Source organism: Sphingomonas sp. LC-1, from assembly GCF_025371035.1.
GTDB lineage: Bacteria > Pseudomonadota > Alphaproteobacteria > Sphingomonadales > Sphingomonadaceae > Sphingomonas > Sphingomonas sanguinis_E.
This window is the reverse complement of the sequence record NZ_JANZXB010000012.1, coordinates 1-23,028: the sequence shown is the minus strand read 5'-3', so window position 1 is coordinate 23,028 and position 23,028 is coordinate 1. Positions and strand designations below refer to the sequence as shown.

Genomic DNA, 23,028 nt, shown 5'->3' with positions numbered 1-23,028 from the left:
GCGATGTCGCTCCCGAACGGCTGGAGCAGAAGGGGGTGGTCCCGTTATCCTTGGTCGCTGTGCGGCGAGATGCCGGGACCATCGCCCCTCGCTCCCTGGCATTGACCGGAATTGCGGCCGGGTTGATTGGACTTGTCGCTTGGCGGTTGGTGAAGCGGACAATCCCCAAACGACCGGCATAGACGAACGCCACGCGGTCACGCTCGCCGATGGCAGCCTGGTGCGCCTCAATACCGATACGTCCTTCGTCGACGATCTGGCGCCAGACCGCCGCTCGATACAGCTCTTTCGACGCCAGGCTGGTTTTGAGGTGACATACAATAATGCCCGCCCCTTCGTGGTCGCGGCGAGCGAAGCGCGGGTTCGGGCGGTGGGCGGCGCGGGGAAAGGACCGCCGCAGCGGCAACGCTGTGGCACGGATCATCCGGATGGAACGATGCCCCCTCCCGGTTCTTCTAGAACCGAAGCCGCGATCCATATGCCGGAGATTTTCATGCCTCAAATCAATGAGATGATGAAAAGACAGCAGGTACTTGCGGATTTCGGCGAGTTCGCCATCCGCTCGGAGCATCTCGACGCGGTGCTGACCGAGGCCTGCCGTCTGGTCGCCAAGGCGCTGGGGACGGATCGCGCGAAAGTCCTCGAGATCCAGGATGAACGGCAGGAACTGCTCGTTCGGGCCGGCGTCGGTTGGGCCGACGATGTCGTCGGACGCGTGCGCCTGTCGATGAAGGAGCCGTCGTCCGAAACCTATTCGATCGAAGCCCGGGAACCCGTGGTTTCGCAGGATATCAACAAGGAAAACAGGTTCCATATTCCGGCGTTCATGAAGGATGCAGGCGTCATCGCGCTGGTCAATGTCCCCATCCTGGTTCCTGGCGGCCACCCTTATGGCGTCCTGCAGGTCGATGCGACCAGGCCGCGGACATTCGGCGATGACGAGATTCAATTCCTGCGAACCTATGCGTCGATCCTCGGACCGGTGATCGACCGGCTTCGCAAGATGCACCGATTGCGCGCCAGCGAGGAACGCTTTCGCCGTATCGTCGAAACCGTACGGGACTATGCCATCTTCACGACGGATGCCGAAGATCGCATCGACAACTGGTTTCCCGGCGCGCAAGCCGTATTCGGCTGGACCGCAGATGAAGCGATTGGGCAGCGTGCGAGCATCACCTTCACGCCTGAGGATCGCGCAGCGGGTCAGGACCGGCGGGAGATCGAAACGGCGCGGCGCGACGGCTATGCCGCCAACATACGCCGGCATCTGCGCAAGGATGGACGGCGGATCTTCATCGAAGGGGCGGTATGGGCGCTGCTCGATGAGAGCGGTACGGCACGGGGTTTCGTCAAGGTCGGGCAGGACGTGACGCAGCGCCAGCGTGCCGAGACGGCCTTGCGCGAAAGCGAGGAACGACTGCGCAGCGCGGTCGAAGTCGGGCAGCTGGGACTATGGGACTGGAACGTCGTCACCGGCGAAATCCATTGGTCGGACGAGCATTTCCGCATGGAGGGATATGATGTCGGAGAGGTGACGCCCAGCTATGAGACCTGGGCGTCCCGCATCCATCCTGACGATCGGTCGCGAACCGAGGCGGTGCTTCACCAAGCGATGGAACGGCATGAGGAGTTCGCGCACGAGTTCCGCGTGGTCCACCCGGATCGCTCGATCCATTGGCTGTCCGGCCGGGGCAGATTCTATTACGACGACGCCGGCCGCCCCGTTCGCATGGTCGGTGCGATCGTGGAGACCACCGGCCGTCGCGAATGGGAAGAGCGCCAGCAGATCCTGGTCAAGGAGTTGCAGCATCGCACCTTCAATCTGATGGGCATGGTGCGCTCGACGGCCGATGCGACGATCCGATCCAGCGTCGATCTGGAGGATTTCCGTATCAAGTTTCGCAACCGGATCGACGCACTGGCCAGAGTGCAACGCCTGTTGTCCCAATTGCGGGACGACGAACGGGTGACCTTCGGCGACCTGATCCAGGCGGAGTTCGATGCGATAGGCGCGCTCGACGCCGCGCCTCGACAGGTCACGCTGCAAGGTCCGCACGACGTACCCTTGCGGTCCAGCACGGTGCAGACCTTCGCGATGGCCTTGCACGAATTGACCACGAACGCGGTCAAATATGGCGCGCTCGGCCAGCCGGACGCACGGCTCCATGTGCGATGGTGGGTGGAGGAAAGCTCGGGTGGGCAACCCTGGCTGCACGTCGACTGGCGAGAAAGCGGCGTGACGATGCCCCCCGATGGCCAGGCGCCGACCGGGACCGGCCAGGGCCGAATGTTGATCGAAAAAGCCCTGCCTTATCAATTACAAGCGAAGGCGACCTACGTTATGGCAGCAGATGGGATTCACTGCTCTATTGCCCTTCCGGTATCGAACCGGACCCAAGCGGAGTCGCGTGATGCCCCTCACCAATCGCCGGATTCTGATCGTTGAGGACGAATATATGCTGGCCCACGACCTTCAGTTGGAACTGGAGGACGCCGGCGCCATCGTCATAGGCCCCGAAGCCTCGGTCGCATGCGCCCTGGCCCGCATCGAACAAGAGGACCGGATCGACGCCGTGGTGCTGGACGTCAATCTCGGTGGACAATTGGCCTTTCCCGTGGCCGACGCGCTGAGCGCGCAGCATATCCCGTTCATCTTCGCCAGCGGATATGAAGATGACGTGGTCAAGAGCCGTTACCCGAACGTCGTCAACTGCGCCAAGCCGTTCGTCTCACGACAACTTCTGCATTCGCTCGAACATATCCTGCACTGACCTTCGGGTCTGGCATTGCCGCTTACATCACAATGTGGAGGTTTTCGTGGATCGGCTCATGTTCAGCGCACGAGGCCATGCGGCGGCCATGATCGGCATGCCGCGCGTATCGGAACCATGCGCCCAGGATGACCAGCATATTCTACGGATGCCATGGCGATGACCCGCCTCGTCGTCGGAACCTATGCCGCCAAGGGCGGTGACGGATTGGCGACCGTCATGGAGGACGCGGGACGCTGGACGGTCGGTGAACCTCATCAGGCGATCCGTAATGCCTCGTTCGGAATTGCCTCTCCACGATGGGGGCATCGCTACCTCGTCGACGAGCAGGCCGGGACGTTGGGCGTCTACAGCGTTGCAGGCGGCTGGGCGCGAATCTGCGAAGTGGCAACCGGCGGCGACGCGCCCTGTCACCTGGCGCTGTCGCCCGACGAGACGCGGCTGGCGGTCGCCCATTATAAAAGCGGTACGATCGCCCTGTTCGATCTCGACGACGATGGCCTTCCTGCTGAGCGCACCATTCTCGCCAATCAAGGCAAAGGCCCCGATCCCGAGCGGCAGCAGGGGCCGCACGCGCACTGGGTCGGGTTCACGGAGTCCGGCGCGCTTCTGTGTGTCGACCTGGGGGCCGATCGCATTCTCATCCGCAACGTCGCCCACCGGGATGATCCCCAGCCGCTATACGCGGCACCGGCGGGGTCGGGGCCGCGCCATCTTGTTTTCCACCCGCAATTACAGATCGGCTATCTCGTCAGCGAACTCGCCGCGACGTTGACGGTGCTTCGACCGGAGAGAGCGGGCCTGGCTGCGGCCGCGATCCTGCCGACCGCCCCGCCCGATGCCGACGCGGACAATCTGGGCGGCGCCATCGCCCTTGCCGGCGACCGTCTGTATGTCACCAATCGCGGGCATGACAGCATCGCCACCTTCGCGCTGGACGATAGAGGTAAGTTGCGGCTTTTGGGTCATATCCCGAGCGGTGGACGCTCGCCGCGCTTTCTACTCCCGCTGGAAAAAAGGCTGGTGGTCGCGCATGAGGAAGGAGGCGGCGTCAGCATATTCGATCTCGGCGATGACGGCGTGCCCCTGCCCGGTCCCACGACACTCGACATCGCGGGTGCCGCCTTTGTGATGATCGATCCGCCGGGCTGAAGACGGCCGCGACCATCTCCAGACTGGAATGGCATCATCACCCGGTGCCGTCATCCGCCGATGGCGCCGCTTTGTCCGAAGCCGATACCCGAGGCGTCCTGAATGGCGATCTATCCTCGTTTCGACCGGGACATCCCGACACTGTTCGAGACTATTCCCGTTCGGGGATCGCTCGCTGCGTAATCCTTCGGTCGCGGGGGTCTAGCGCTGTTGCTCCGCCACGATGCCGTGAATGCGTGGAGGTCCGACATAGCCGACCGAGCATAGCTTAGCGGGGCGGCAAGCCCGGCAGGACCGCCAATAACTCCCCCGCCAGAAAACCGATCGGCCCGGTCGAAACGGCCAGCCGCCGTCCGGCCTCCCCGTGCAGCCAGACGCCCCATGCCGCCGCCTCTACGGGGGCTACCCCGCGCGAAAGCAGCCCGGCGATCACGCCCGACAGCACATCGCCCGACCCGCCGGTCGCCAGCCCGGAGCCGCCGCCGGGATAGTGTAGCAGCGTCCCCGATGGCTGGGCGATGAAGGTCTGCGCGCCCTTGAGGACGACCACCGATTGCGTGCGCCGCGCCGCCTCGCGCGCCGCGCCCGGCTGATCGTCGCGCACCGCATCGGCGCTTCGGTCGAGCAGCTTGGCCATCTCGCCATGATGTGGCGTCAGGATCAGCCTGCCTCGCCAAGAGTGCACGTGAACCGGGTCATGGCGCAGACAGGTCACGGCAGCGGCGTCGAGAACCAGGGCGGTTTCGGACGACCCGCGGGGGTCGAGGGCCGCCACCACCTTCGCGGCCGGCTGCTCGGCGGCCATTCCCGGCCCTATCACCACCGCCTCGTGTATGGCCGCTTGCTCTGCCAGCGCCGCTTGGTCCGTGACGGCGATCTCGCCATCGGCCTCGGGCAACTCGACCACGCCCAGTTCGGGCATCAGCATGGCGACCTGCATTGCCGCTCGCGCTCGCGTAGCGACGCGTACCCGGCCAGCCCCCGCCCGCATCGCGGCCTCCGCCGTCAGCCGCACGACGCCCGGTGCGCGAGCGGAGCCGCCGATCACGAGCACCCGACCACGGCTTTTCTTGTCGACCTCTCCTTCCGGCAGGGGCAGCGGGTGTTCGGCCCGCCAGCGCGCGTCGATCTCAATCATGGATTTGCCACCTGAGAACGCGGTTCGGCGGTGACGGCGGCACGCTCCTCGATCAGCGGAGCCGTGGCGTTGAAAGACGACAGGCGCAGGCCACCGCCCGGTCCGGCACCGGGGTCGAACGCATATTCCGTCACGCCGCAATTGACGATCGGAGCCGCGCGATCGATGGCGAGGATCTCCTCCTCGTTCAGACCTTCCAGAATATAGCGCAGGCACAGCACTACGACCTGATGCGCGACGATCATCACCCGGCGCCCGCCATGGTGGAGCGCGACCGTGTCCATCAGCGAACGCAGCCGCAGGATCACATCGCACCAGCTCTCTCCGCCCGGCGGGCGATGATAGAATTTGCCGAGTTCCGCGCGCAGCCGCGCCTGTTGCGGCTCCTCCTCAGCGATCCCAGCGGCGGTCAGACCATCGAGAATGCCGAATTCCTTCTCGCGCAGCCGCTCATCGAAACAGATGGGCAGGTCGCGGCCGCATCCCGATGCCTCGCGAAACAGCGTCGCCGTTTCGCGGGCCCGTGCATAGGGCGAGGCTAGTATGGTCTGTGGAAGGGCCATGCCGGACCGAGCGAACCAGTGTCCCAGCGCGCGGGCCTGCTCGATACCCAGCGGCGACAGGGGAACGTCCATGTCGCGGCCTTCCACGATAATCCGTCCGGCACCTGTCGACAACGCCCGCGCCCGCGCGACATTGCCTGCACTCTCGCCGTGACGCACGATCCATAGCCGCTCCGGCCAGGTCGGCGGGTCACGGCGATCATCGATGACGGGTTGGCGAGCGGTTTCGATCATCCCGAAACAACGGCTTCCCCCCGCCCCGGTTGCTCGTCCGACACGCTATCTCATTCACAACGCCTCAAAAAAACACGCCACGCCTGCTGAGGCAATCGGCCACCCTCCCCAGGGGCTGGAGCCCGATAGGGAGCAAGGGGCCCTTCCGCGTTTGAACAGTTGCTTGGGACTGCGGAGCCCGCACGGCATGGACAGGAGCCCTACCATGCCACAGGCCGTCATCGGCTGCGGTCTTTCTCGTGCCGTCGTTGACATCGCCGCCGTCCCGACGATCGCCGGGAAGCAGAGCGACGTTACCCATGGGCTTCGTTGACGAGATCCCGGACCTGGCCGATCCTCAAACGTTCACCCAATCCGCCGTGATTTCACCCCGATGCCCTTCCGGCGCCAGTGCGGCGCGGAGGGCCTCCAGAAGAGGCGGCAGCGCCTGCGTAAAGGCATAGGGAGGATTGACGATGAATAGGCCCGCGCCGTTATAGACGCCCGGCTGATCGGCATCGTACAACCAATGCTCGACCGACAGGAATTTCGGAATGCCAAGCTGACGTAACTTGCCCTTCCATTGCTGATGCGTCGTACGGTCTTTCAGCGGATACCAGATAACCGTCACGCCATGCGCCCATTTGCGGTGCGCGGCCGCGAGGGTGGCTGTGATGCGGGCGCGTTCGTCCGTCTGCTCATAGGGTGGATCGACCACCACCACGCCGCGACCGGTGCGGGTCGGAAGCATCGCCAGCCAAAGCTCATAGGCGTCGCGCTCATGCACCGCAGCAGGCGTACCGCGCATGGCACCACGCAAGGCTTGCGCGTCCTCGGGGTGTTTCTCGTTGAGGATCAGCACGTCCTGCGGACGCAAAAGCTGCGTCAGGAAGCGCGGCGAGCCGGGGTAGAGGTGCGGGTCCGCCCCGACATTCACCGCTCGTACGGCGGCACGATAGTCGTCCAGCAAGGGGTTCGGGTCGGCAAAGGCCCGCAAAACCCCCTGTGCGGCCTCGCCGGTGCGTTGCGCCTGCTCACCGCCAAGGTCGTAGAGTCCGCAGCCGGCATGGGTGTCGATCAGGGTCAACGCCCCCTGTTTCTGCTGCAAGGCCCGGACAAGCGCGATCAACAGGCTGTGCTTGACGACATCGGCACTATTGCCGGCATGGAAGGAGTGACGATAATTCATTGAAATTCAAAACCCTGCCGATTGGCCTTTACACGAAGTACCCGGCGAGCAAGCCGATCGCGAGGAGGCTGACGCCACTGATCGCAAGCGCGCATGAACCGGGCGGGAGACGTCAAAGCTCCTTTGAGCAAAGCCTCAAATCAGCTTTCGCAGTCGACGGCAACCGGTTCCCTTTCCTCCGGCAAACAGCGTCATCGGTTCTGCGTGCTTTTGGCAAGCTCGCCCGGACGCGAGGCCTCGAACTCGCCCGGCGCGATTCCGGCGACGGACCAGTCGCCGATCGACCAGCGGACCAGCCTCAGCGTGGGCAAGCCGACCTCGGCCGTCATGCGGCGCACTTGCCGGTTGCGGCCTTCGCATATGGTGATTTTCAGCCAGTTGTCGGGAATGAACCTGCGCTGGCGTATCGGCGGATCGCGCAGCCATAGGTCGGGCGCGTCGATACGCGCGACATCGGCCGGCAAGGTCATGCCATCCTTGAGCAAGACCCCCCGCCGCAAGCGGTCCAGTTCCTGCTCCTGTGGATCGCCTTCGACCTGTACGAGATAGGTCTTGGGCATCTTGAAGCGGGGATCGGCGATGCGCGCCTGCAGCCGCCCATCATCGCACAATAGCAGCAGGCCCTCGCTATCCCGGTCTAGCCTTCCGGCGGGATAGACGCCCTTTACCGCAATGAAGTCGGACAATGTCGACCGAACCGTCGGCGATCCCCGGTCCGTGAATTGCGATAAGACCCCAAAGGGTTTGTTGAACAGGAGCAGCCGAGCCATGCTGCGCTCATAGCGTTCGGCTGCGGCTCTGTCTTCCAGCGCATATCGTTGCCGGACAGGGTGCTCCTGCCCAACCCTTCCAGAGGCAGTCCGTCGTGCTCTCCTGTACGGAAGACCGCGACCTCCCCCCTCACCTGCTTGCCGAATGCGGATCGTCCCATTCGGAAGACGTCTACTTGTCGGGATTATGGTTGCGGCTGCCGGCCGCGATCCTGTTCGCGGCCGGTCGCACATTCTGGCTTACGACATGTCTCGTTCGGACGTCGGCTTTGGTGCCAATCAGGCCTTCGCTTCGTTGATGACATGGACCTGGGTGAACTCGTGGAATCCCTCCTCCGCGAATTCGACGCCCAGACCCGATTGTTTCGCGCCGCCGAACGGAATGGTCGGGCCGAAATCGAGATGTTTGTTGATCCAGACCGTGCCCGCCTCCATGCGCATGGCGAGATCATGTGCCGCATCGCGGTCCGACGACCAGATCGAGCCGCCCAGCCCCATCTCGGACGCGTTGGCGCGTGCCAGCGCCTCTTCGGGATCGTCATAGCGGATGACGGGAAGCACAGGGCCGAACTGTTCCTCGTCCACCAGCCGCGCTCCGTCGTTGATGTCGCGCACGATGGTCGGCCGGATGAAATAGCCGGGCCGGTCCAGCACCTCGCCCCCGGCGATGATCGTGCCGTCGGATCGCGCCGCTTCGATGATCGCCTTCACCTTATCATATTGCGCGCGGTTCTGGAGCGGCCCGATCTGTGCGCCCTGCTTCAGCCCGTCATCGACAACGGCTTCTTCCGCGAGTCTGGCCAGTTCCGCGCAGAGCGCATCATAAATGTCGGCATGGGCATAGACGCGCTTGATCGCGATGCAGACCTGTCCGGCGTTCAGGAACGCGCCGCCGAAGATGCCCGTCGCCGCCTTCACCGGGTCGGCATCGGGCAGGACGATCGCCGCATCGTTGCCGCCGAGTTCCAGCGTCAGGCGCTTGATCGACGCGGCCGCGCTCTCCATCACCTTGCGACCGGTTGCGGTCGATCCGGTGAAGCTGATCTTCGCGATATCGGGATGCGTCGTCAGACGAGTGCCCAGGTCATTCTGGTCGGTGATGACGTTGACCACGCCCGGCGGGAAGATCCCGGCCATCATCTCGCCCAGGCGCAGCGTCGACAAGGGCGTGGTCGGTGCCGGCTTGATGACCAGCGTATTGCCCGCCAGCAGCGCCAATGGCAGCTTGAAGGCGACGATCAGCACTGGGAAGTTCCAGGGAATGATCGCGCCGACCACCCCCAGCGGGCGACGATGCCGTTCGACCCGGCGGCTGTCATTGTCCTCCAGCACCCCGACCGGCAGGTCATGGGTCGCGAGCTGGCGGATGAAGGCGATGCTATAGGCGATCTCGGCCGTCGCTTCGCTCAATGGCTTGCCCTGTTCCTGGGTCAGCAGACGCGCAAGGCTCTCCGCGTGAACATCCATGCAGTCGGCAAGAGCGAGGATCAGCGCACGTCGCTCCGCGATCGGGGTCTTCGCCCAGGCCGGAAAGGCCCGCTTCGCCGCCCCGACCGCTTCGTCCAACTGCCCTGTCGAGGCGCGCGGGCATAAGGCCAGTACCTCCTCGGTCGCGGGGTTGATGACCTCCATCCTATCCGCGCCATCGACCAATCGACCATCGATCAGAAGCCGGTAACCAGGCATATTTCATCCTCCTGCATTGTCGTCGACGTCGGCCAACCTGGCGAAAGGAACGTCGATGATTTTCAGGAAGGCTAAGAAGCTTTCGGCCCATGCCCTAGAGCCAAATCGGGCCTTAATGTTGGTGCCAGTTCGAGCGGCCTAACGGCGCTGACCGACCACGGTGGCGACCCGGCTAAAGGCTTCGCGGATCGCCTCCTCCGTCAGCCCGGTATAACCGAGCACCAGCGAGCGTTCGCGAAAACGGCCGGGATTGCCATATTCCTGCGTCGCCGCGCCCGCGAATGGATACAGGCCGACGCCGCAGTTGAGCGCGATGCGCTGCATGTCGTTCGCGGACGGCAGATCGGGCGGTAGCGTCCACATCATATGCATGCCGCATTCGCGCCCCATCAGCACGCCGCCGGGAAAATGCTCTTCGATCGACCGGATCACCTCGTCGCGCGCGCCCATATAGGACCGGCGGATGCGGCGCAGATGGCGGAGAAACGCGCCTTCCTTCAGGAAATCCGCGATCACCGCCTGTTCCAGCCATGGTGCGCCATGGTCGGTCAACGACTTCACCAATCGCGCCTGATCGAGGAGATGACGCGGCATGACCGCGTAACCCACTCTCAGCCCCGCGCCGATCGATTTGGAGAAGGTGCCGAGATAGATGACGTGACCCCGGCGATCCAACCCGGCGAGCGCGGTCAGCGGAGGTCCGTCATAGCGGAAGTCGCTGTCATAATCATCCTCTATGACATAGCTGCCCGTCTGATAAGCCCAGTCGAGAAGGTGCAGCCGGCGATCGAGGCTGAGCGTGCAGCCGGTCGGAAACTGGTGGGACGGCGTCACATAGACGAGATTGCCCATGAAGCTTTCGAGTTGCGACACGACGATACCTTGTTCGTCGACATCGATCGGCCGGATGCTGGCACCATAGCTGCCGAAGAGAAAGGCCGCACCCTGATAACAGGGATTCTCGACCGCCACGCTCGCCTTCGCACGATCGGTGATGAAGATGCGGGCGAGAAGGTTGAGCGCCCCCTGGATGCCGGAGGTGACCATGATCTGATCGGCAGTGGCTTCTATCCCGCGCGTTTCGCCCAGATGCGCCGCGATCGCCTCGCGCAGCGCGGCTATTCCACGCGGATCGCTATATTCGGTCTGGATGCCATGGGCATAAGCGAGATGCCGCGCGATCGTGCGTTGCCAGAAACTGGTCGGAAAGCTGTCGGGGCGCGGGCGTCCGACGAAGAAATCGAACTGCGGCCGCGATCGCCTTTCGTGCCACAAGCGGGGTGCCCGCCCAGAAAAGCTGGGATTCTTGCCCAACCGGAGCCGCTTGCGGCTGGGCTGAACCGAGGAATGGCCATTGCGCAACAGGACGGTCGCATCGGGCAGCCGGTCGTTGACGAAGATGCCCGCCTTGGCCCGCGAGGTGATATAGTCCTCCGCGGCGAGGCGTTCATAGGCCAGCGTCACCGTGTTGCGGGCGATGCCCAGCTGGTCCGACATGCTGCGCGTCGAGGGTAGCCGCTTGCCGGCAACCAATGTGCCCTGCAGGATCTGATTGCGCACCGCCTCGTATATCTGCACCTGCAGCGATCGTTCGTCTTCGCGGTCGATACGAATGATCAGGTTCATCGTCATCGTCAGGCATGCCTTCGCTACACCATCTGGACCGATCCTATCGCCTGGTCACGCCAATGATAGAGGCATCGACGTCTGGCACCATCATCTTCCGCTATACTGGCCCTACCGGCTGACCACGTCGCTCTTCATCCTGAGCGCACAGCTTATCGGGCTGGACTCATCGAGCGGAGAATCCCATGTCCATCTATCTCAGTATGCAGCGCGTGCGCTTTTCCAGCCCGGACGGTTACGAGAAGTTCAAGGTTATTTTTGCCGATACGCGCAATCACCTGATGAAGCTGCCCGGCTTTCTCCATCTGACGTGGTGGGTCCATCCGGAAGACCCGACCTGGTTCAACGAAGTCAGCTTCTGGGTGAACCGCGCGGCGCTCAAGGACTGGCACCAAGCGACCTACCACAAGCACGCCAAGGCATGGGCGGCGCGTGGTGCGATCATGGAAGACATCATCACTAATTTCGAACTGACCAACACGCGGCTTCTCCGCGTATGCCCCAATTGCGGTCTGGTCGAGGACAAGGCGTTCGAGCTGCAGGAAGAGCAGAAGGTCCTCGCCGAACCCTGTCCTCAGTGCGATTTCAACTTCCCCGTCATGCCGAACACGCCCAGCAGCTTTGCGGTATTCAAGGACGTGCCGCTACTGACGGAAACCATCCCGCTGTCGGCCCCGTCCGTGGAGGCATGAACGGGTGGAGAAGACGGCGAAGCGCCCGTCATCTGGACTCATCGAAAAGACCAGGGATGGCGCTAGGCCGTTGGTCGTGATGCTCTGATAGTAAAGCCTGGCCGACATTCGGGGGGACCGAGCGGTTTCGCGATCGGCCGGTTACGGTTCAATCTCGTTCAAGGGAGATTTGGCATGGCAACGCAGTTGGCGCCGCAGGTGCAGGAATTGCCGCGTTACGCGGTTCATGGCGGCGTGCAGAACGAACCCAATGACAAATGGCTGCCGTTCGAATGGGTCGAGCCCCGTTTCGGCGCACAGGTGCACGGCGAATATGTGGTGACCCGGCCCGAGGGTATGTCGGGATCGCTCTCGGCCGGCTTCTGGCGCACCGGCCCCACCGCGCCGGGCGCGACGGCGGACGGGTCGCATACCATTGTCTATTCCTCGCCCCTCGGCGACGAGGTGGCTTGCGTGATCGACGGCACCGCCGTGCTCACCGTCCTTTCCACCGGCAAGCGCTATAAGGTCGGCCCCGGATCCATCATCAACTCGCCCAAGGGGCTGGAGGTGCAGTGGGAGATCGAGGGGCCGTCGTTCAAGAAATGGTGGTGCATCTGGAACGGCAGCGAACCGACGAGCAACCCGCCGCAGGATCTGCTGATCGCGCACACCAGCGACAATCCCGCCGACTGGCTGGAATATCATTTCGTCGAACCCGCCGAAGGCCCCCTGGTCGCGGGCGAACTCTATTTCCTGCGCTCCGGCGGTTCGACGGGCACGATGATGAGCGGCGTGTGGCGTTCGGGCAAGGGCATCGCCGGAAGCGATGTCGACGAAAAGGGCGCGCTCAAGACGCCCTATACCGGCGTGCTGGGTGACGAGACGATCCTGCTTCTCGAAGGCGAGGTCGAGGTGGTGGAGACCGACACCGGCAAGGTGCATAATTTCAAGGCTGGCGATACGATCGGCCTGTCTGCCGGCATGCACATCACATGGACGTCCAAGGGCCCCTTCTCAAAAAAGCTGTGGGTCATCACGGGGGACGTGCTGCCCAAATAACGCCAAGTTCGCAGCGACGGGTGGCGGTATCCTCTAAGGGCCGCCACTCCGGTCCAATTTGATCCGTCCGCAGGGGCGAACGCATCATCATCATTGATCCAAGCCGCCGCCTCCACCCGCCGGGCGCAGCGGAGACCCAACGATAAAGGTGGGCCGTACGATAGACCGCATCAATGCGGCGTGATCGTGGAGAGGATCGAACGCATGACCGGCATAGCGGCATCGGCCGCCGTCCCTGATTACGGGAAGGCGGTCGAGGATTTTTGCATCGAACGCGAGCGAGCGCGGCTTTCGGGATGCCTTTCGGACGGTATCAACGCCTGTGTCGAATGTTGCGACCGCTATGCCGATAGCGACGATGTGGCGCTTGTCACGATCGCGGCGGATGGCACACGCCATGACCATGGCTTCGCCGCGTTGCGCGACCTGTCGGCGCAGGTGGCGCATATGCTGGCGGCGCACGGCGTCCAGCCCGGCGACGTCGTAGCAGGCCTGTTGCCGCGAAGGATCGAGCTGGTCGCGACGATCCTGGGCGTCTGGCGGATCGGGGCGACCTATCAGCCCCTGTTCACCGCCTTCGGCCCCAAGGCGATCGCCCATCGGCTGGGCCTTAGCCAAGCCGCGCTGGTCGTGACGGACAGCGCCAATCGTGCCAAGCTGACGGACATCGCACAATGTCCACCGATCGCGCTCGTCCGAACGCCGGAAGAACCGCTCATGGCTGGCGACATCGATTTCCGGGCCGAGGTGGCAGGGATGTCGACCGATTTCGTGCCGGTCATGCGCACCGGCGACGATCTCTTCCTCATGATGTCGACATCGGGGTCCACTGGCCTTCCCAAAGGCGTGGGCGTGCCGCTGAAGGCGTTGATCGCGATCGGCGCCTATATGCGCTGGGCGATAGATCTGCGAGCGGAGGATAATTTCTGGAATATCGCGGACCCGGGCTGGGCCTATGGCCTGTATTACGGGATCACCGGGCCGCTGCTGCTTGGGCGGGCGACGATCTTATATGACGGCGTCTTTTCCGCCGAGACCGCCTTCGATCTCGTTGCCCGGCTCGGCGTCACCAACCTTGCCGGCTCGCCCACCGCGTATCGTCTGCTGATGGCGGAAGGCGGCGCTGCGGCCGCGAAAGCAAGGGGCATGCTGCGCGCCGTCAGTAGTGCAGGCGAACCGCTGAACCCCGAGGTCATCCGGTGGTTCGACGCCCAACTCGCCGTGCCGGTGCACGATCATTACGGCCAGACGGAGATGGGCATGGTGGTGAACAACCATCATGGCCTATCGCACGCCGTCCGCATCGGTTCGGCCGGTGTCGCGATGCCCGGCTACCGGGTCGCCGTGCTGGGGGAGGACGGCCGCGAACGGGGCGTCAACGAGCCGGGCGAACTGGCCATCGACATCACCCGATCGCCGCTCTTCTGGTTCGGCGGATATTGGCACCAACCCACCCCCGCCATTCGTGACGGCTATTACCGGACGGGGGATATGGTGGAACTGGGGCCGGACGGCAGCGTCAGCTTCATCGCACGCGCCGACGATGTGATCACCTCATCGGGCTATCGCATCGGCCCCTTCGATGTGGAAAGTGCATTGATCGAACATCCTGCCGTGATGGAGGCAGCCGTCATCGGCGTGCCCGACCCGGAACGCACCGAACTGGTCAAGGCGTTCATCGTCCTCAACGCGGGATTTGCGCCAACGCCAGCGCTGGCCGATGCCCTGAAAGCGCATGTCAAAACCCGACTGTCCGCCCACGCCTATCCCCGGCTGATCGCGTTCCTGCCGCAACTGCCGAAAACCCCCAGCGGCAAGGTACAACGCTTCATGTTACGCGCCATGGACCAGCCCCCGAGCTAAACTGGCTCCATCAAAAAGCGGCAAACAGGTCCTAAGAAGAGGGGCAGATGTCGGGCACCTTGATCCCTGGCACCAGCGTTCGGGGCTTTTGCAACAGGATCCACGCACCCCGTTACCCCTAACTGCTGATGCCCAGGCGCAACGGGTCACCAATGCACTCAGATGCAGTGACCTCATCAGGGAGCTTCACATGAAAAGGGTCGGGGGCATCAGCATTCTCGCCATCGCGACATGCATCGCGATGCCGGCATTCGCGCAGGATGCGAGCAAGACACAGACGCAGGCCGGGGGGCTGGAAGAGATCGTCGTGACCGCCACCAAGCGGGCGGAGAACCTTCAAAACGTTCCCGTTGCCGTATCGGCCATTTCATCGTCGGAACTCGCCAATCAGGGCGTGTTCGACACGTCGGACCTAAACGGTTCGATGCCCAATCTCCAGGTGTCGTCGGCTTATGGTCCGCAGCAGCCCAACTTCACCCTGCGGGGTATCGGTGTCGGCACCGAACTCAGCGCAAGCGCGGCATCGCCTGTCGGCGTCTATGTCGACGAGGTCTATCAGACCTTCCGCGCGAGCCAGGGCCAGCAGCTCTATGATCTGAACCAAGTCGAAGTGGTGCGCGGGCCCCAGGGCACGCTCTATGGCCGCAACACGACGGGCGGCGCGATCAACTTCATCACCCGCAAGCCCGCTCTGAAGGGCGACAATGGCTATCTGACGGCCGGCTACGCCAATTACAACCGCAGGAATTTCGAAGGCGCGATCGAATTGACACCCTTCGAGGACCGGTTCGGTATCCGTATCGCGGGCACCTATGTCAAAATGGATCCCTATATCCATAATCTGATGCCCGCCGGTCTGAACACGACGGCGGCGGGAGGCGCGTCCGGTCGCAATTTCGCAACGGGCCGCGATCCGGGCGGCGATGAGAGCTATGCGTTTCGGGGCACGATGCGCTTCAAGCCGGTCAACACAATCGACATCACGCTGAAGGGCTATGCCTCCAAATCGACCGGGGGCGCGGCGGCCTCGATCGGCGCTGGTCCGTACAAGTCCAACCCGGGCTTGTTCGACTATGAAAATCCCAATTTCATTCTCTCGCCGCTATTTAGCGCGCTTGGCTCCAAGGGCGCCGGTCTTCTGCCGAGCAGCTATAGCCGGGCGGGCCTGTCGGATACCGAGATAGAACAGGATACGATCGGCCGCGCCGTCACCCGCACCGAAGGCGCCGTGTTGACGGTGAAGGCCGACCTCACCAGCAGGCTCAACCTCACCTCGATCACCGGCTATGACTCCGGTCTCTATCTCCAGACGCAGACCGATTGCGACAGCAGCCCGCTGCGCCTGTGTTCGAATGGCTATCGGTCCGATTTCAAGGCCTTCAACCAGGATCTGCGGCTCGATTACAGCAACGGCCCGCTCAAGATGATCGCGGGTGCCTATTATGGCTGGGATTCGGTGACGTCGAACAACGCCATCGACATCTTCAACCTGCTGAGCGACGTGCGTGCGGCCCTCGGCCTGCCCGCGACATGGTTCAACCCGGCGGGGGGCTTCAATGGAACGGTGCTATCGGCCGGTTCGGTGCCGACCGGCATTCTCGGCAAGCAGCATTTCCGGCAGGAACGTAAAAGCTGGGCGGTCTATGGCGAAGGCAGCTATGAAATCACCCCGGCAGTGAAATTCACCGCAGGCCTGCGCTACACCACCGACACCACCCGATATCGCGATGGTATCACCACCTATTACGACGATGCGGGCAATGCTCGGATGCTTGCCGTGTCGGCCTATGGCGCGCCCTATTTCCTGTCGCCGGTCTATAATGAGGCCGGGGCCGTGGTGATCCCGGCCACCGGGGGAACCATGCCCGGCGGCGTCAACAAGGACGGCAAGACCAGCCGGATCTCGGGACGCGCCATCCTGGACTGGAAGCCGGTGGACGGCGTCATGCTCTATGCCAGCTATAGTCGCGGCTATCGCGCCGGGACGTTCAACGGCCTGGCCTATATCAGTTCGCCGCAGGTCTATTTCGTCAAGCCGGAGGAGGTGAACGCCTATGAAGCGGGGTTCAAGACCCGCTTCCTCGGCAATCGGCTGCAGGTCAACGGCAGCTTCTTCTATTATGATTACAAGAACCAGCAGAGCCAGGTCGTCGACCAGAGCGTGACCGCGAACATCATCACGCTCGACGGCACGATGAAGGGCCTCGAACTGGATGTAGAATTCGCCGCGACCGACCGCCTGACGCTGAGTGCATCGCTCGGCCTGCTCGACAGCAAATATAAGGACTTCGATCAGGCGACCTGCGCGGCCCTGAACCTCAGCGGGCTATATCCGGCGCAACAGGGTTCCTGCGTCCAGTCTGGCGCGGGCAGCGTCAGTGTGGGCGGCAACCCCTTCCCCTACGCACCGACATCCTCGATCAATCTCGCCTTCGACTGGAATGCGGCGGAAGTCGGGGGCGGCACGATCAAGGTCCATGGCGACACCGCCTATTCGGGGCGCTTCTACTACGACTCCTTCAAGGATTACAGTCGTGGCGTCCTGAAGAACCTCGCCACCGGCCCATACACGAATGGTGAGGGCGATTACTGGGTCTTCAACAGCCGGATCAGCTATGTGACGGATCGCTACACCCTTTCGGTGTGGGGCAAGAACCTGTCCAACAAGCTCTATTTTCCGGGCGGCTATCCCAATGAAGGGATCACCGGCGCGGGCTATCTGGTCCGGGCCCTGCCCAGAACCTTCGGCGTGGAGGGCACTGTTCGCTTCTGACGACCGGGAAGGGATCGCGCCGCGATCCCTTCCCTCCCCCGCTTGTCTTGCTTCTTGACCACTGGAGTATCCGTTACCGTGAAGACCCGCGCCGCCGTCACCTTCGAAGCGAAGAAGCCGCTCGAAATCGTCGAACTCGATCTGGAAGGCCCCAAGGCGGGCGAGGTCCTGGTCGAGATCATGGCGACCGGCATCTGCCACACCGACGCCTATACGCTGGACGGTCTGGACAGCGAAGGCATCTTCCCCAGCGTGCTCGGCCATGAAGGCTGCGGCATCGTGCGCGAGGTGGGTGCCGGCGTGACCAGCGTCGTGCCGGGCGACCATGTCATCCCGCTTTACACGCCGGAATGCCGCCAGTGTAAGTCGTGTCTGTCGGGCAAGACCAACCTGTGCACCGCGATCCGCGCGACGCAAGGCAAGGGGCTGATGCCCGACGGCACCACCCGGTTCAGCTATAAGGGCCAGCCGATCTTCCATTATATGGGCTGCTCGACCTTCTCGAACTTCACCGTCCTGCCCGAAATCGCGGTCGCCAAGATCCGCGAGGACGCGCCGTTCGATACCAGCTGCTATATCGGGTGTGGCGTGACGACGGGCGTGGGCGCGGTGGTCAACACCGCCAAGGTCCAGCCGGGCGAGAATATCGTCGTCTTCGGTCTGGGCGGCATCGGCCTGAACGTCATTCAGGGCGCCAAGCTGGCGGGCGCAGGCCGGATCATCGGCGTCGACCTGAACCCGGCGCGCGAGGAATGGGGCCGCCGCTTCGGCATGACCCACTTCCTCAATTCCAAGGGCCTGTCGCGCGAGGAGACCATCGCGAAGATTCTGGAGCTGACCGATGGCGGCGCGGATTACAGCTTCGACGCGACCGGCAATACCGAGGTGATGCGCACCGCCCTGGAGGCGTGCCATCGCGGCTGGGGCACGTCGATCATCATCGGCGTGGCCGAGGCGGGCAAGGAAATCAGCACCCGGCCGTTCCAGCTGGTGACGGGCCGCAACTGGCGCGGCACCGCGTTCGGCGGCGCGCGCGGGCGGACCGACACGCCCAAGATCGTCGACTGGTACATGAACGGCAAGATCGAGATCGATCCGATGATCACCCACCGGCTGACGCTGGAGGAGATCAACAAGGGCTTCGACCTGATGCACAAGGGCGAAAGCATCCGCAGCGTGGTGATCTTCTGACGAGGAAGCGGTCGGTGACGTTTGGCATCCCCAAATGGCCCATTGCACCGCTGAACCCGATCATACCGCCGACGTTTCGGTATTTAGGTGTTCAGTCCCGGCATCTGGTGGATCGGGTTGACGATGAACCGGTCTGGCTCTGACGTCCAGATCTTAGCGATGTATTCGTAGGGTGTGAGCCCGTTGAGCGTCTTAAGCCGACGGGCGAAGTTGTAGGCGGCCATGAAGTCGGCGAGGTGCGTCCGAAGCTGTTCGTGGGTATCGTAGTGGAAGCGCTTGACGGAGGCCTCCTTGATGGTGCGGTTCATCCGTTCGACCTGTCCGTTGGTCCAAGGATGGTTCGGTTTGGTGAGCCGGTGCTCGATATCGTTTGCCTCGCAGATCATGTCGAAGCGCATCTGACGCGACCAGGCGGTGTTGCGGTTGCGCGGCTGCTGGGCGAACTGGATGCCATTGTCGGTTAGGATCGTGTGGATGCGATAAGGCACGGCCTTCAGCAGGTGTTCGAGGAACTCCCACGCTGTGCGCCTGTCAGCCTTGTCGACCAACTGGGTGACCGCGAATTTGCTCGTGCGATCTATGCCAACGAACAGGTACAGCTTGCCTTCGGCGGTCTGCACCTCGGCAATATCGATGTGGAAGAAGCCGATGGGATAACGCTTGAAGCACTGGCGCTTCGGCTTGTCCCCTTCGACGTCCGGCAGGCGGGAGATACCATGCCGCTGGAGGCATCGGTGCAGCGCTGAGCGCGTCATGTGCGGGATCGATGGTTGCAGAGCGTAGAGGCAATCGTCGAGCGGCAGCAGGGTGTGACGTCGAAACGCCACAACCATCGCCTCTTCGGCCTCGGACAAGGTTGTCGAATGAGGGGCCTTCGGCCCGGTCTTCAGGTCCTCGACGGTCGCCCGCTTACGCCACTTCGCGACCGTCTTCGGGTTGATCCCCAACTCACGGCTTAGCGTCGCGAGCGAAGCTTGGCGCGCTGTATTGCTGCTCGGACGGCGTGCGTGGTCGTGGCGCACCCATGACGAACTTGTCCCATGCGGCTTCCTTCCATTCCAGCGAAAGGATCACACCATCAAATCGTGGGATCAAACACCTAGGACCAACCGAGTGGACAATGGCCTGGAGTTCATCTCGAAAGCGCTTGACCGCTGGGCCTATGAGAATGGCGTCACGCTGGACTTCAACCGGCAGGCAAGCCAACGGACAACGCCTTCGTGGAGTCGTTCAACGGTCGCCTGCGTAACGAGTGCCTGAAGAGCCACTGGTTCCTGTCACTGGCGGACGCAAGAACCAAGATCTAGGCCTGGCGTCGGGATTATAACGAGAGCCTTCCTCACACAACACTTGGCTGGCTGAGCCGGCCGAATATGCTGCATCCGCCGGGGTTAAGCCCGGCGGATGCAGTCCGGAAGCTCGCATCGCACCCGGATGAGAAGCTGGGGGACCATCACGGGACGTTGAAGGCCGCGCGAATATTCGCGCGGCCTTCAACCCGTCATCGGCGTTCCCGCTATTCAGTAGTCTCCCAGGGAGCAGCGCCGGGGCAGCGCGACCGTGATCGCCTCTATTTCCGTCTCGCTACCCCCTCGTTCGGCCGATCGTTGCAAGCGGCCCCTGGTTTAGAAGGAGAATCCGATCCGGCCCATGAACTGTCGCGGCGTTCCCGGCGTCACCCACAGGCGCGAGTAGGAGCTCGCGTAATAGCTGGTGTCGAACAGGTTGGTGACTTCGCCCGAAATCCGGATCGACTTGCTGGGCGAGAACGTCACGAGTGCGCGCGTCAACGTATAGCCAGGTAGGTAGAAGAACGATCCGTCAGAGAAGCGGAAACCCGTCTCGCCCAGCCGTTTACCGACGTAATTTACCCCGGCTCCCAAGGTCAGGGCCGACTCGCCGATATCGAAATCCTTGAAGACGAGGGCACTGGCGCTGTTCTTCGGAATACCGATCAACGGATCGCCCTTGCGCAGCGCGAAACCGAAGTTCGGGTCGAGCGCATCCTTCGCCACCTGGGCATCGATATAGGAATAGTTCAGCTGAAGCCGGAACCCGGCGGGAAGCTTGCCCGACAGTTCGAATTCCGCGCCCTGACTCTGCGCCTCGCCGACCGCCAGCGAAAAGCCGGAATTGACCGGATCGGCCGTCAGCACGTTCGTCTTCCTGGTGTTGAAATAGGCGAGCGTTCCGGTGACGCGTTCGTTGAACAGCGAGATTTTGGCACCCCCTTCATAGGATCGGGTACGTTCCGGCACGAAAGGCTGGTTGTCGAACGTCGTGCCGGTGTTCGGCCGGAAGCCCCGGCCGTAATTGGCATAGAGCGACACGGCGTCGGACAGCAGGAAGGACACACCGGCCTGCGGATTGAAGGTCGATCTGGCTTGCCCTGTGCGCGTACGGGCGAACCGGTTGAGGATGTCCTGCTCGAAATTGTCGTAACGACCGCCGACGCGGACCTTCAGGCGGCTGCTGACGTCAATCTGATCCTGAAAATAGACGCCATAGGAAAACTGGCGCTCGATATAATTCTGGAAAATCGGCGTCGCCGGCAGCTTGCCATAGGCCGGCGCGAAGATATCGACGCTATTGCCGATCGCCGCGGTCCGCTGTGACGCGACCGCCGGCGGGCGATAGCGCCCCTGGATGATGGTCATTTCATAATCGTCCCAGTCCGCCCCGATGAGCAGGTGGTGACCAAGACCGAAGGTGTCGAACTTGCCGCTGACTTCGCCGCGGAAGGTCAGGTCCATCGTGCTGTAGTCGCGATAGCGGCGGATGCGCGAAAGGGTCCGGCCATCGGTGTAGAGCTTCTGCCGCCCCGCCGCCAGTTCCGCCTCGGTCGAATAGCCCAGCAGCGAAGTCTCGCGATAGCCCGCCCCCAGGATCACCGACCAGTCCTGGCTGAAGTCGTGCTGGAGCTGGACCTGATGGCCCAGCGCCTCCACCTTGATCGGCCCGTCGCCCGGTTCGCCGAGAAAACGGGAAATCGGTAGGGTATCGAGCTTGCCGTTCACCGCGACGATACCGCGATCGAACGGAACCTCCTGATGGATATATTCGAGTTCGTAGGACAGGCTGGTGTCCGGCGCCATCTTCCACAGGAAAGAGGGCGTGACCGTCCATTTCCGCGTATGGATGGTGTCGCGGAAGCTGTCCGCCTTTTCCGCCGCCCCGGTCACCCGCAGCGCCAGCGAACCGGTAAGCGGCACATTGATATCGCCTTCGCTGCGCAATGTGTTGAAGCTGCCATAGGACAGGGTGCCGCTGCCCCCGAGTTCGAAATGGGGCTTCTTGGTGACGATGTTCACCGTGCAGCCCGGCTCGCCGCGACCGAACAGCGCCGAATTGGGTCCTTTCAGAATGTCGATCCGCTCGACGTTCGACGTATCGCGCGCACCGCCATAGCCACGCGCGGCGTTGAAGCCGTTGACCAGATAGTTGCTGGCCGTGTTCTCGTCGCCCGCAAAGCCGCGGCAGGCAAAGCTGTCGAAGATACCACCGAAATTGTTCTGGCGAGCGATACCGCTTGCGAAGTCGAGAGCATTGTCGAGACGGGTAATACCCGCATCCCGCAGCGTTTCAGCTGTGAGAACCTGAACGCTTTGGGGAACTTCGATAGCCGGAATGTCGGAGACATATTGCTGACGCTGACCAGTGATGACGATCTCGCCGTTGACGCGCTCCGCGCTCGACGCCTCGCTTTCTTGCACCTCAGACTTTGGAGCATCCTGCGCCACGGCGTTAGCCGCCATGAATTGATAGCCCATAGCGCCTAACAAAAGAAAAGTGCGAAACGTCATAATGGCCCCCTTTTCAAGAAATGTCGGTGCTGACCGTCCTCCTAACCTGTCGTCCCGCTGCTTCTGTTTTTATTGTTATAACAGGGCTCTGGCGCGGCGTGTCACGAACAGGTTCTTTGACCACCGGATAATGGTCGCGCCTCTCAGGCATTTTGTTGCGAATTGCTGGCAGCGCGACACGTTTACAACGCAAAAAGGTTCCCCGGCGCGCAGGAAATGCCGTGTGCATAGAGCATGGGAAGGTGCCCCCCCTGCCAGCGCCATGAGCCGGTCGGTTCCCAACCGGCGGGCCGCGCCATCAAAGTCCTGGCGTAGACGATCGGGCAGGAAAAGCGACGTCTATCGGCGAGCGGGGAGCATAAGCGAAGAAGTCTCTAGGGGACCGTATCGATACGACCGGGAACAGCGATCCGTGCCGCCAAGCTCCCGATGATCTGCCCCCACCGAGTGGACCGATTGGTTTGTTAGTGCATTAAGCTCATCGCCGCCATATCCGGACGGAGGTGGAGCGAAGCGGAACCGGAGGCCGGATATGGCGGTGTCGCCGTTTCTGGTGC

16 protein-coding genes and 2 pseudogenes are annotated in these 23,028 nt (G+C 62.9%); 9 read left to right on the top strand and 9 right to left on the bottom strand.

The window, feature by feature from the left end:
- The first annotated feature begins 220 nt into the window (after window positions 1-220).
- From NZL82_RS15830 to NZL82_RS15820, 3 genes are all read left to right on the top strand, one after another.
- Window positions 221-2,446 (top strand): PAS domain S-box protein, encoded by a 2,226-nt coding sequence (locus tag NZL82_RS15830; protein WP_405051384.1) that lies wholly within the window; start codon window positions 221-223, stop codon window positions 2,444-2,446.
- 10 nt (window positions 2,447-2,456) lie between these two features.
- On the top strand, window positions 2,457-2,771 hold the full coding sequence (locus tag NZL82_RS15825; protein WP_261270716.1) for a response regulator: 315 nt from the start codon (window positions 2,457-2,459) through the stop codon (window positions 2,769-2,771).
- 159 nt (window positions 2,772-2,930) lie between these two features.
- Window positions 2,931-3,923: a lactonase family protein gene (locus NZL82_RS15820; protein ID WP_261270715.1), complete on the top strand. Its 993-nt coding sequence runs from the start codon at window positions 2,931-2,933 to the stop codon at window positions 3,921-3,923.
- Between the two features lie 268 nt (window positions 3,924-4,191).
- Here the strand turns inward: NZL82_RS15820 and NZL82_RS15815 are convergent, their stop codons facing one another.
- From NZL82_RS15815 to NZL82_RS15790, 6 genes are all read right to left on the bottom strand, one after another.
- Window positions 4,192-5,061, bottom strand: coding sequence for an NAD(P)H-hydrate dehydratase (locus tag NZL82_RS15815; RefSeq protein ID WP_261270714.1), 870 nt, complete (start codon window positions 5,059-5,061; stop codon window positions 4,192-4,194).
- The gene (locus NZL82_RS15810) at window positions 5,058-5,858 is read right to left on the bottom strand and encodes a histidine phosphatase family protein (RefSeq protein WP_261270713.1); all 801 of its coding nucleotides are present in this window, start codon (window positions 5,856-5,858) and stop codon (window positions 5,058-5,060) included. The genes NZL82_RS15815 and NZL82_RS15810 overlap by 4 nt, the downstream gene beginning before the upstream one ends.
- Window positions 5,859-6,195: 337 nt before the next feature.
- The gene (locus NZL82_RS15805; protein ID WP_261270712.1) at window positions 6,196-7,026 is read right to left on the bottom strand and encodes a 23S rRNA (adenine(2030)-N(6))-methyltransferase RlmJ; all 831 of its coding nucleotides are present in this window, start codon (window positions 7,024-7,026) and stop codon (window positions 6,196-6,198) included.
- 191 nt (window positions 7,027-7,217) lie between these two features.
- Complete coding sequence (locus NZL82_RS15800) at window positions 7,218-7,796, bottom strand: pseudouridine synthase (protein ID WP_261270711.1); 579 nt, start codon at window positions 7,794-7,796, stop codon at window positions 7,218-7,220.
- A gap of 279 nt (window positions 7,797-8,075) precedes the next feature.
- Window positions 8,076-9,482, bottom strand: a complete 1,407-nt coding sequence (locus NZL82_RS15795; RefSeq protein WP_261270710.1) for an aldehyde dehydrogenase family protein — start codon at window positions 9,480-9,482, stop codon at window positions 8,076-8,078.
- 138 nt (window positions 9,483-9,620) lie between these two features.
- A complete protein-coding gene (locus tag NZL82_RS15790; protein ID WP_261270709.1) occupies window positions 9,621-11,114 on the bottom strand; it encodes a PLP-dependent aminotransferase family protein in 1,494 nt (497 codons plus the stop codon).
- Window positions 11,115-11,293: 179 nt separating this feature from the next.
- Between NZL82_RS15790 and NZL82_RS15785 the strand changes: the two genes are divergently transcribed.
- The 5 genes from NZL82_RS15785 to NZL82_RS15765 all read left to right on the top strand — a co-directional run bounded on the left by NZL82_RS15785 (window position 11,294) and on the right by NZL82_RS15765 (window position 18,668).
- Window positions 11,294-11,800 (top strand): antibiotic biosynthesis monooxygenase, encoded by a 507-nt coding sequence (locus tag NZL82_RS15785; RefSeq protein WP_261270708.1) that lies wholly within the window; start codon window positions 11,294-11,296, stop codon window positions 11,798-11,800.
- A gap of 174 nt (window positions 11,801-11,974) precedes the next feature.
- Complete coding sequence (locus NZL82_RS15780; RefSeq protein ID WP_261270707.1) at window positions 11,975-12,841, top strand: cupin domain-containing protein; 867 nt, start codon at window positions 11,975-11,977, stop codon at window positions 12,839-12,841.
- A gap of 204 nt (window positions 12,842-13,045) precedes the next feature.
- On the top strand, window positions 13,046-14,704 hold the full coding sequence (locus NZL82_RS15775; protein ID WP_261270706.1) for an AMP-binding protein: 1,659 nt from the start codon (window positions 13,046-13,048) through the stop codon (window positions 14,702-14,704).
- A 190-nt stretch (window positions 14,705-14,894) separates the two neighbouring features.
- Window positions 14,895-17,477: a TonB-dependent receptor gene (locus tag NZL82_RS15770; protein WP_261270705.1), complete on the top strand. Its 2,583-nt coding sequence runs from the start codon at window positions 14,895-14,897 to the stop codon at window positions 17,475-17,477.
- A gap of 78 nt (window positions 17,478-17,555) precedes the next feature.
- A complete protein-coding gene (locus NZL82_RS15765) occupies window positions 17,556-18,668 on the top strand; it encodes an S-(hydroxymethyl)glutathione dehydrogenase/class III alcohol dehydrogenase (RefSeq protein ID WP_261270704.1) in 1,113 nt (370 codons plus the stop codon).
- 83 nt (window positions 18,669-18,751) lie between these two features.
- Here the strand turns inward: NZL82_RS15765 and NZL82_RS15760 are convergent.
- A pseudogene (locus NZL82_RS15760) lies at window positions 18,752-19,710 on the bottom strand (IS481 family transposase).
- Between the two features lie 56 nt (window positions 19,711-19,766).
- Between NZL82_RS15760 and NZL82_RS19860 the strand changes: the two are divergent.
- Window positions 19,767-20,106, top strand: a pseudogene (locus NZL82_RS19860) (integrase core domain-containing protein); the annotation flags it as partial.
- A 187-nt stretch (window positions 20,107-20,293) separates the two neighbouring features.
- On the opposite strand, the gene NZL82_RS15750 reads toward NZL82_RS19860, so the two are convergent.
- Window positions 20,294-22,423 carry a TonB-dependent siderophore receptor gene (locus NZL82_RS15750; protein WP_261270703.1) on the bottom strand — a complete coding sequence of 710 codons (2,130 nt, stop codon included), beginning with the start codon at window positions 22,421-22,423 and terminating at the stop codon, window positions 20,294-20,296.
- 512 nt (window positions 22,424-22,935) lie between these two features.
- A partial coding sequence (locus NZL82_RS15745) for an integrase catalytic subunit (RefSeq protein WP_261270801.1) occupies window positions 22,936-23,028 on the bottom strand: 93 nt, incomplete at its 5' end.

Excerpts from the sequence above, each read along its gene's own strand:
- NZL82_RS15825 (WP_261270716.1), top strand. The coding sequence starts at position 2,457 with ATGCTGGCCCACGACCTTCAGTTGGAACTGGAGGACGCCGGCGCCATC.
- NZL82_RS15820 (WP_261270715.1), top strand. The coding sequence starts at position 2,931 with ATGACCCGCCTCGTCGTCGGAACCTATGCCGCCAAGGGCGGTGACGGA.
- NZL82_RS15815 (WP_261270714.1), bottom strand. The coding sequence starts at position 5,061 with ATGATTGAGATCGACGCGCGCTGGCGGGCCGAACACCCGCTGCCCCTG.
- NZL82_RS15810 (WP_261270713.1), bottom strand. The coding sequence starts at position 5,858 with ATGATCGAAACCGCTCGCCAACCCGTCATCGATGATCGCCGTGACCCG.
- NZL82_RS15805 (WP_261270712.1), bottom strand. The coding sequence starts at position 7,026 with ATGAATTATCGTCACTCCTTCCATGCCGGCAATAGTGCCGATGTCGTC.
- NZL82_RS15800 (WP_261270711.1), bottom strand. The coding sequence starts at position 7,796 with ATGGCTCGGCTGCTCCTGTTCAACAAACCCTTTGGGGTCTTATCGCAA.
- NZL82_RS15795 (WP_261270710.1), bottom strand. The coding sequence starts at position 9,482 with ATGCCTGGTTACCGGCTTCTGATCGATGGTCGATTGGTCGATGGCGCG.
- NZL82_RS15790 (WP_261270709.1), bottom strand. The coding sequence starts at position 11,114 with ATGACGATGAACCTGATCATTCGTATCGACCGCGAAGACGAACGATCG.
- NZL82_RS15785 (WP_261270708.1), top strand. The coding sequence starts at position 11,294 with ATGTCCATCTATCTCAGTATGCAGCGCGTGCGCTTTTCCAGCCCGGAC.
- NZL82_RS15780 (WP_261270707.1), top strand. The coding sequence starts at position 11,975 with ATGGCAACGCAGTTGGCGCCGCAGGTGCAGGAATTGCCGCGTTACGCG.
- NZL82_RS15775 (WP_261270706.1), top strand. The coding sequence starts at position 13,046 with ATGACCGGCATAGCGGCATCGGCCGCCGTCCCTGATTACGGGAAGGCG.
- NZL82_RS15770 (WP_261270705.1), top strand. The coding sequence starts at position 14,895 with ATGAAAAGGGTCGGGGGCATCAGCATTCTCGCCATCGCGACATGCATC.
- NZL82_RS15750 (WP_261270703.1), bottom strand. The coding sequence starts at position 22,423 with ATGGCGGCTAACGCCGTGGCGCAGGATGCTCCAAAGTCTGAGGTGCAA.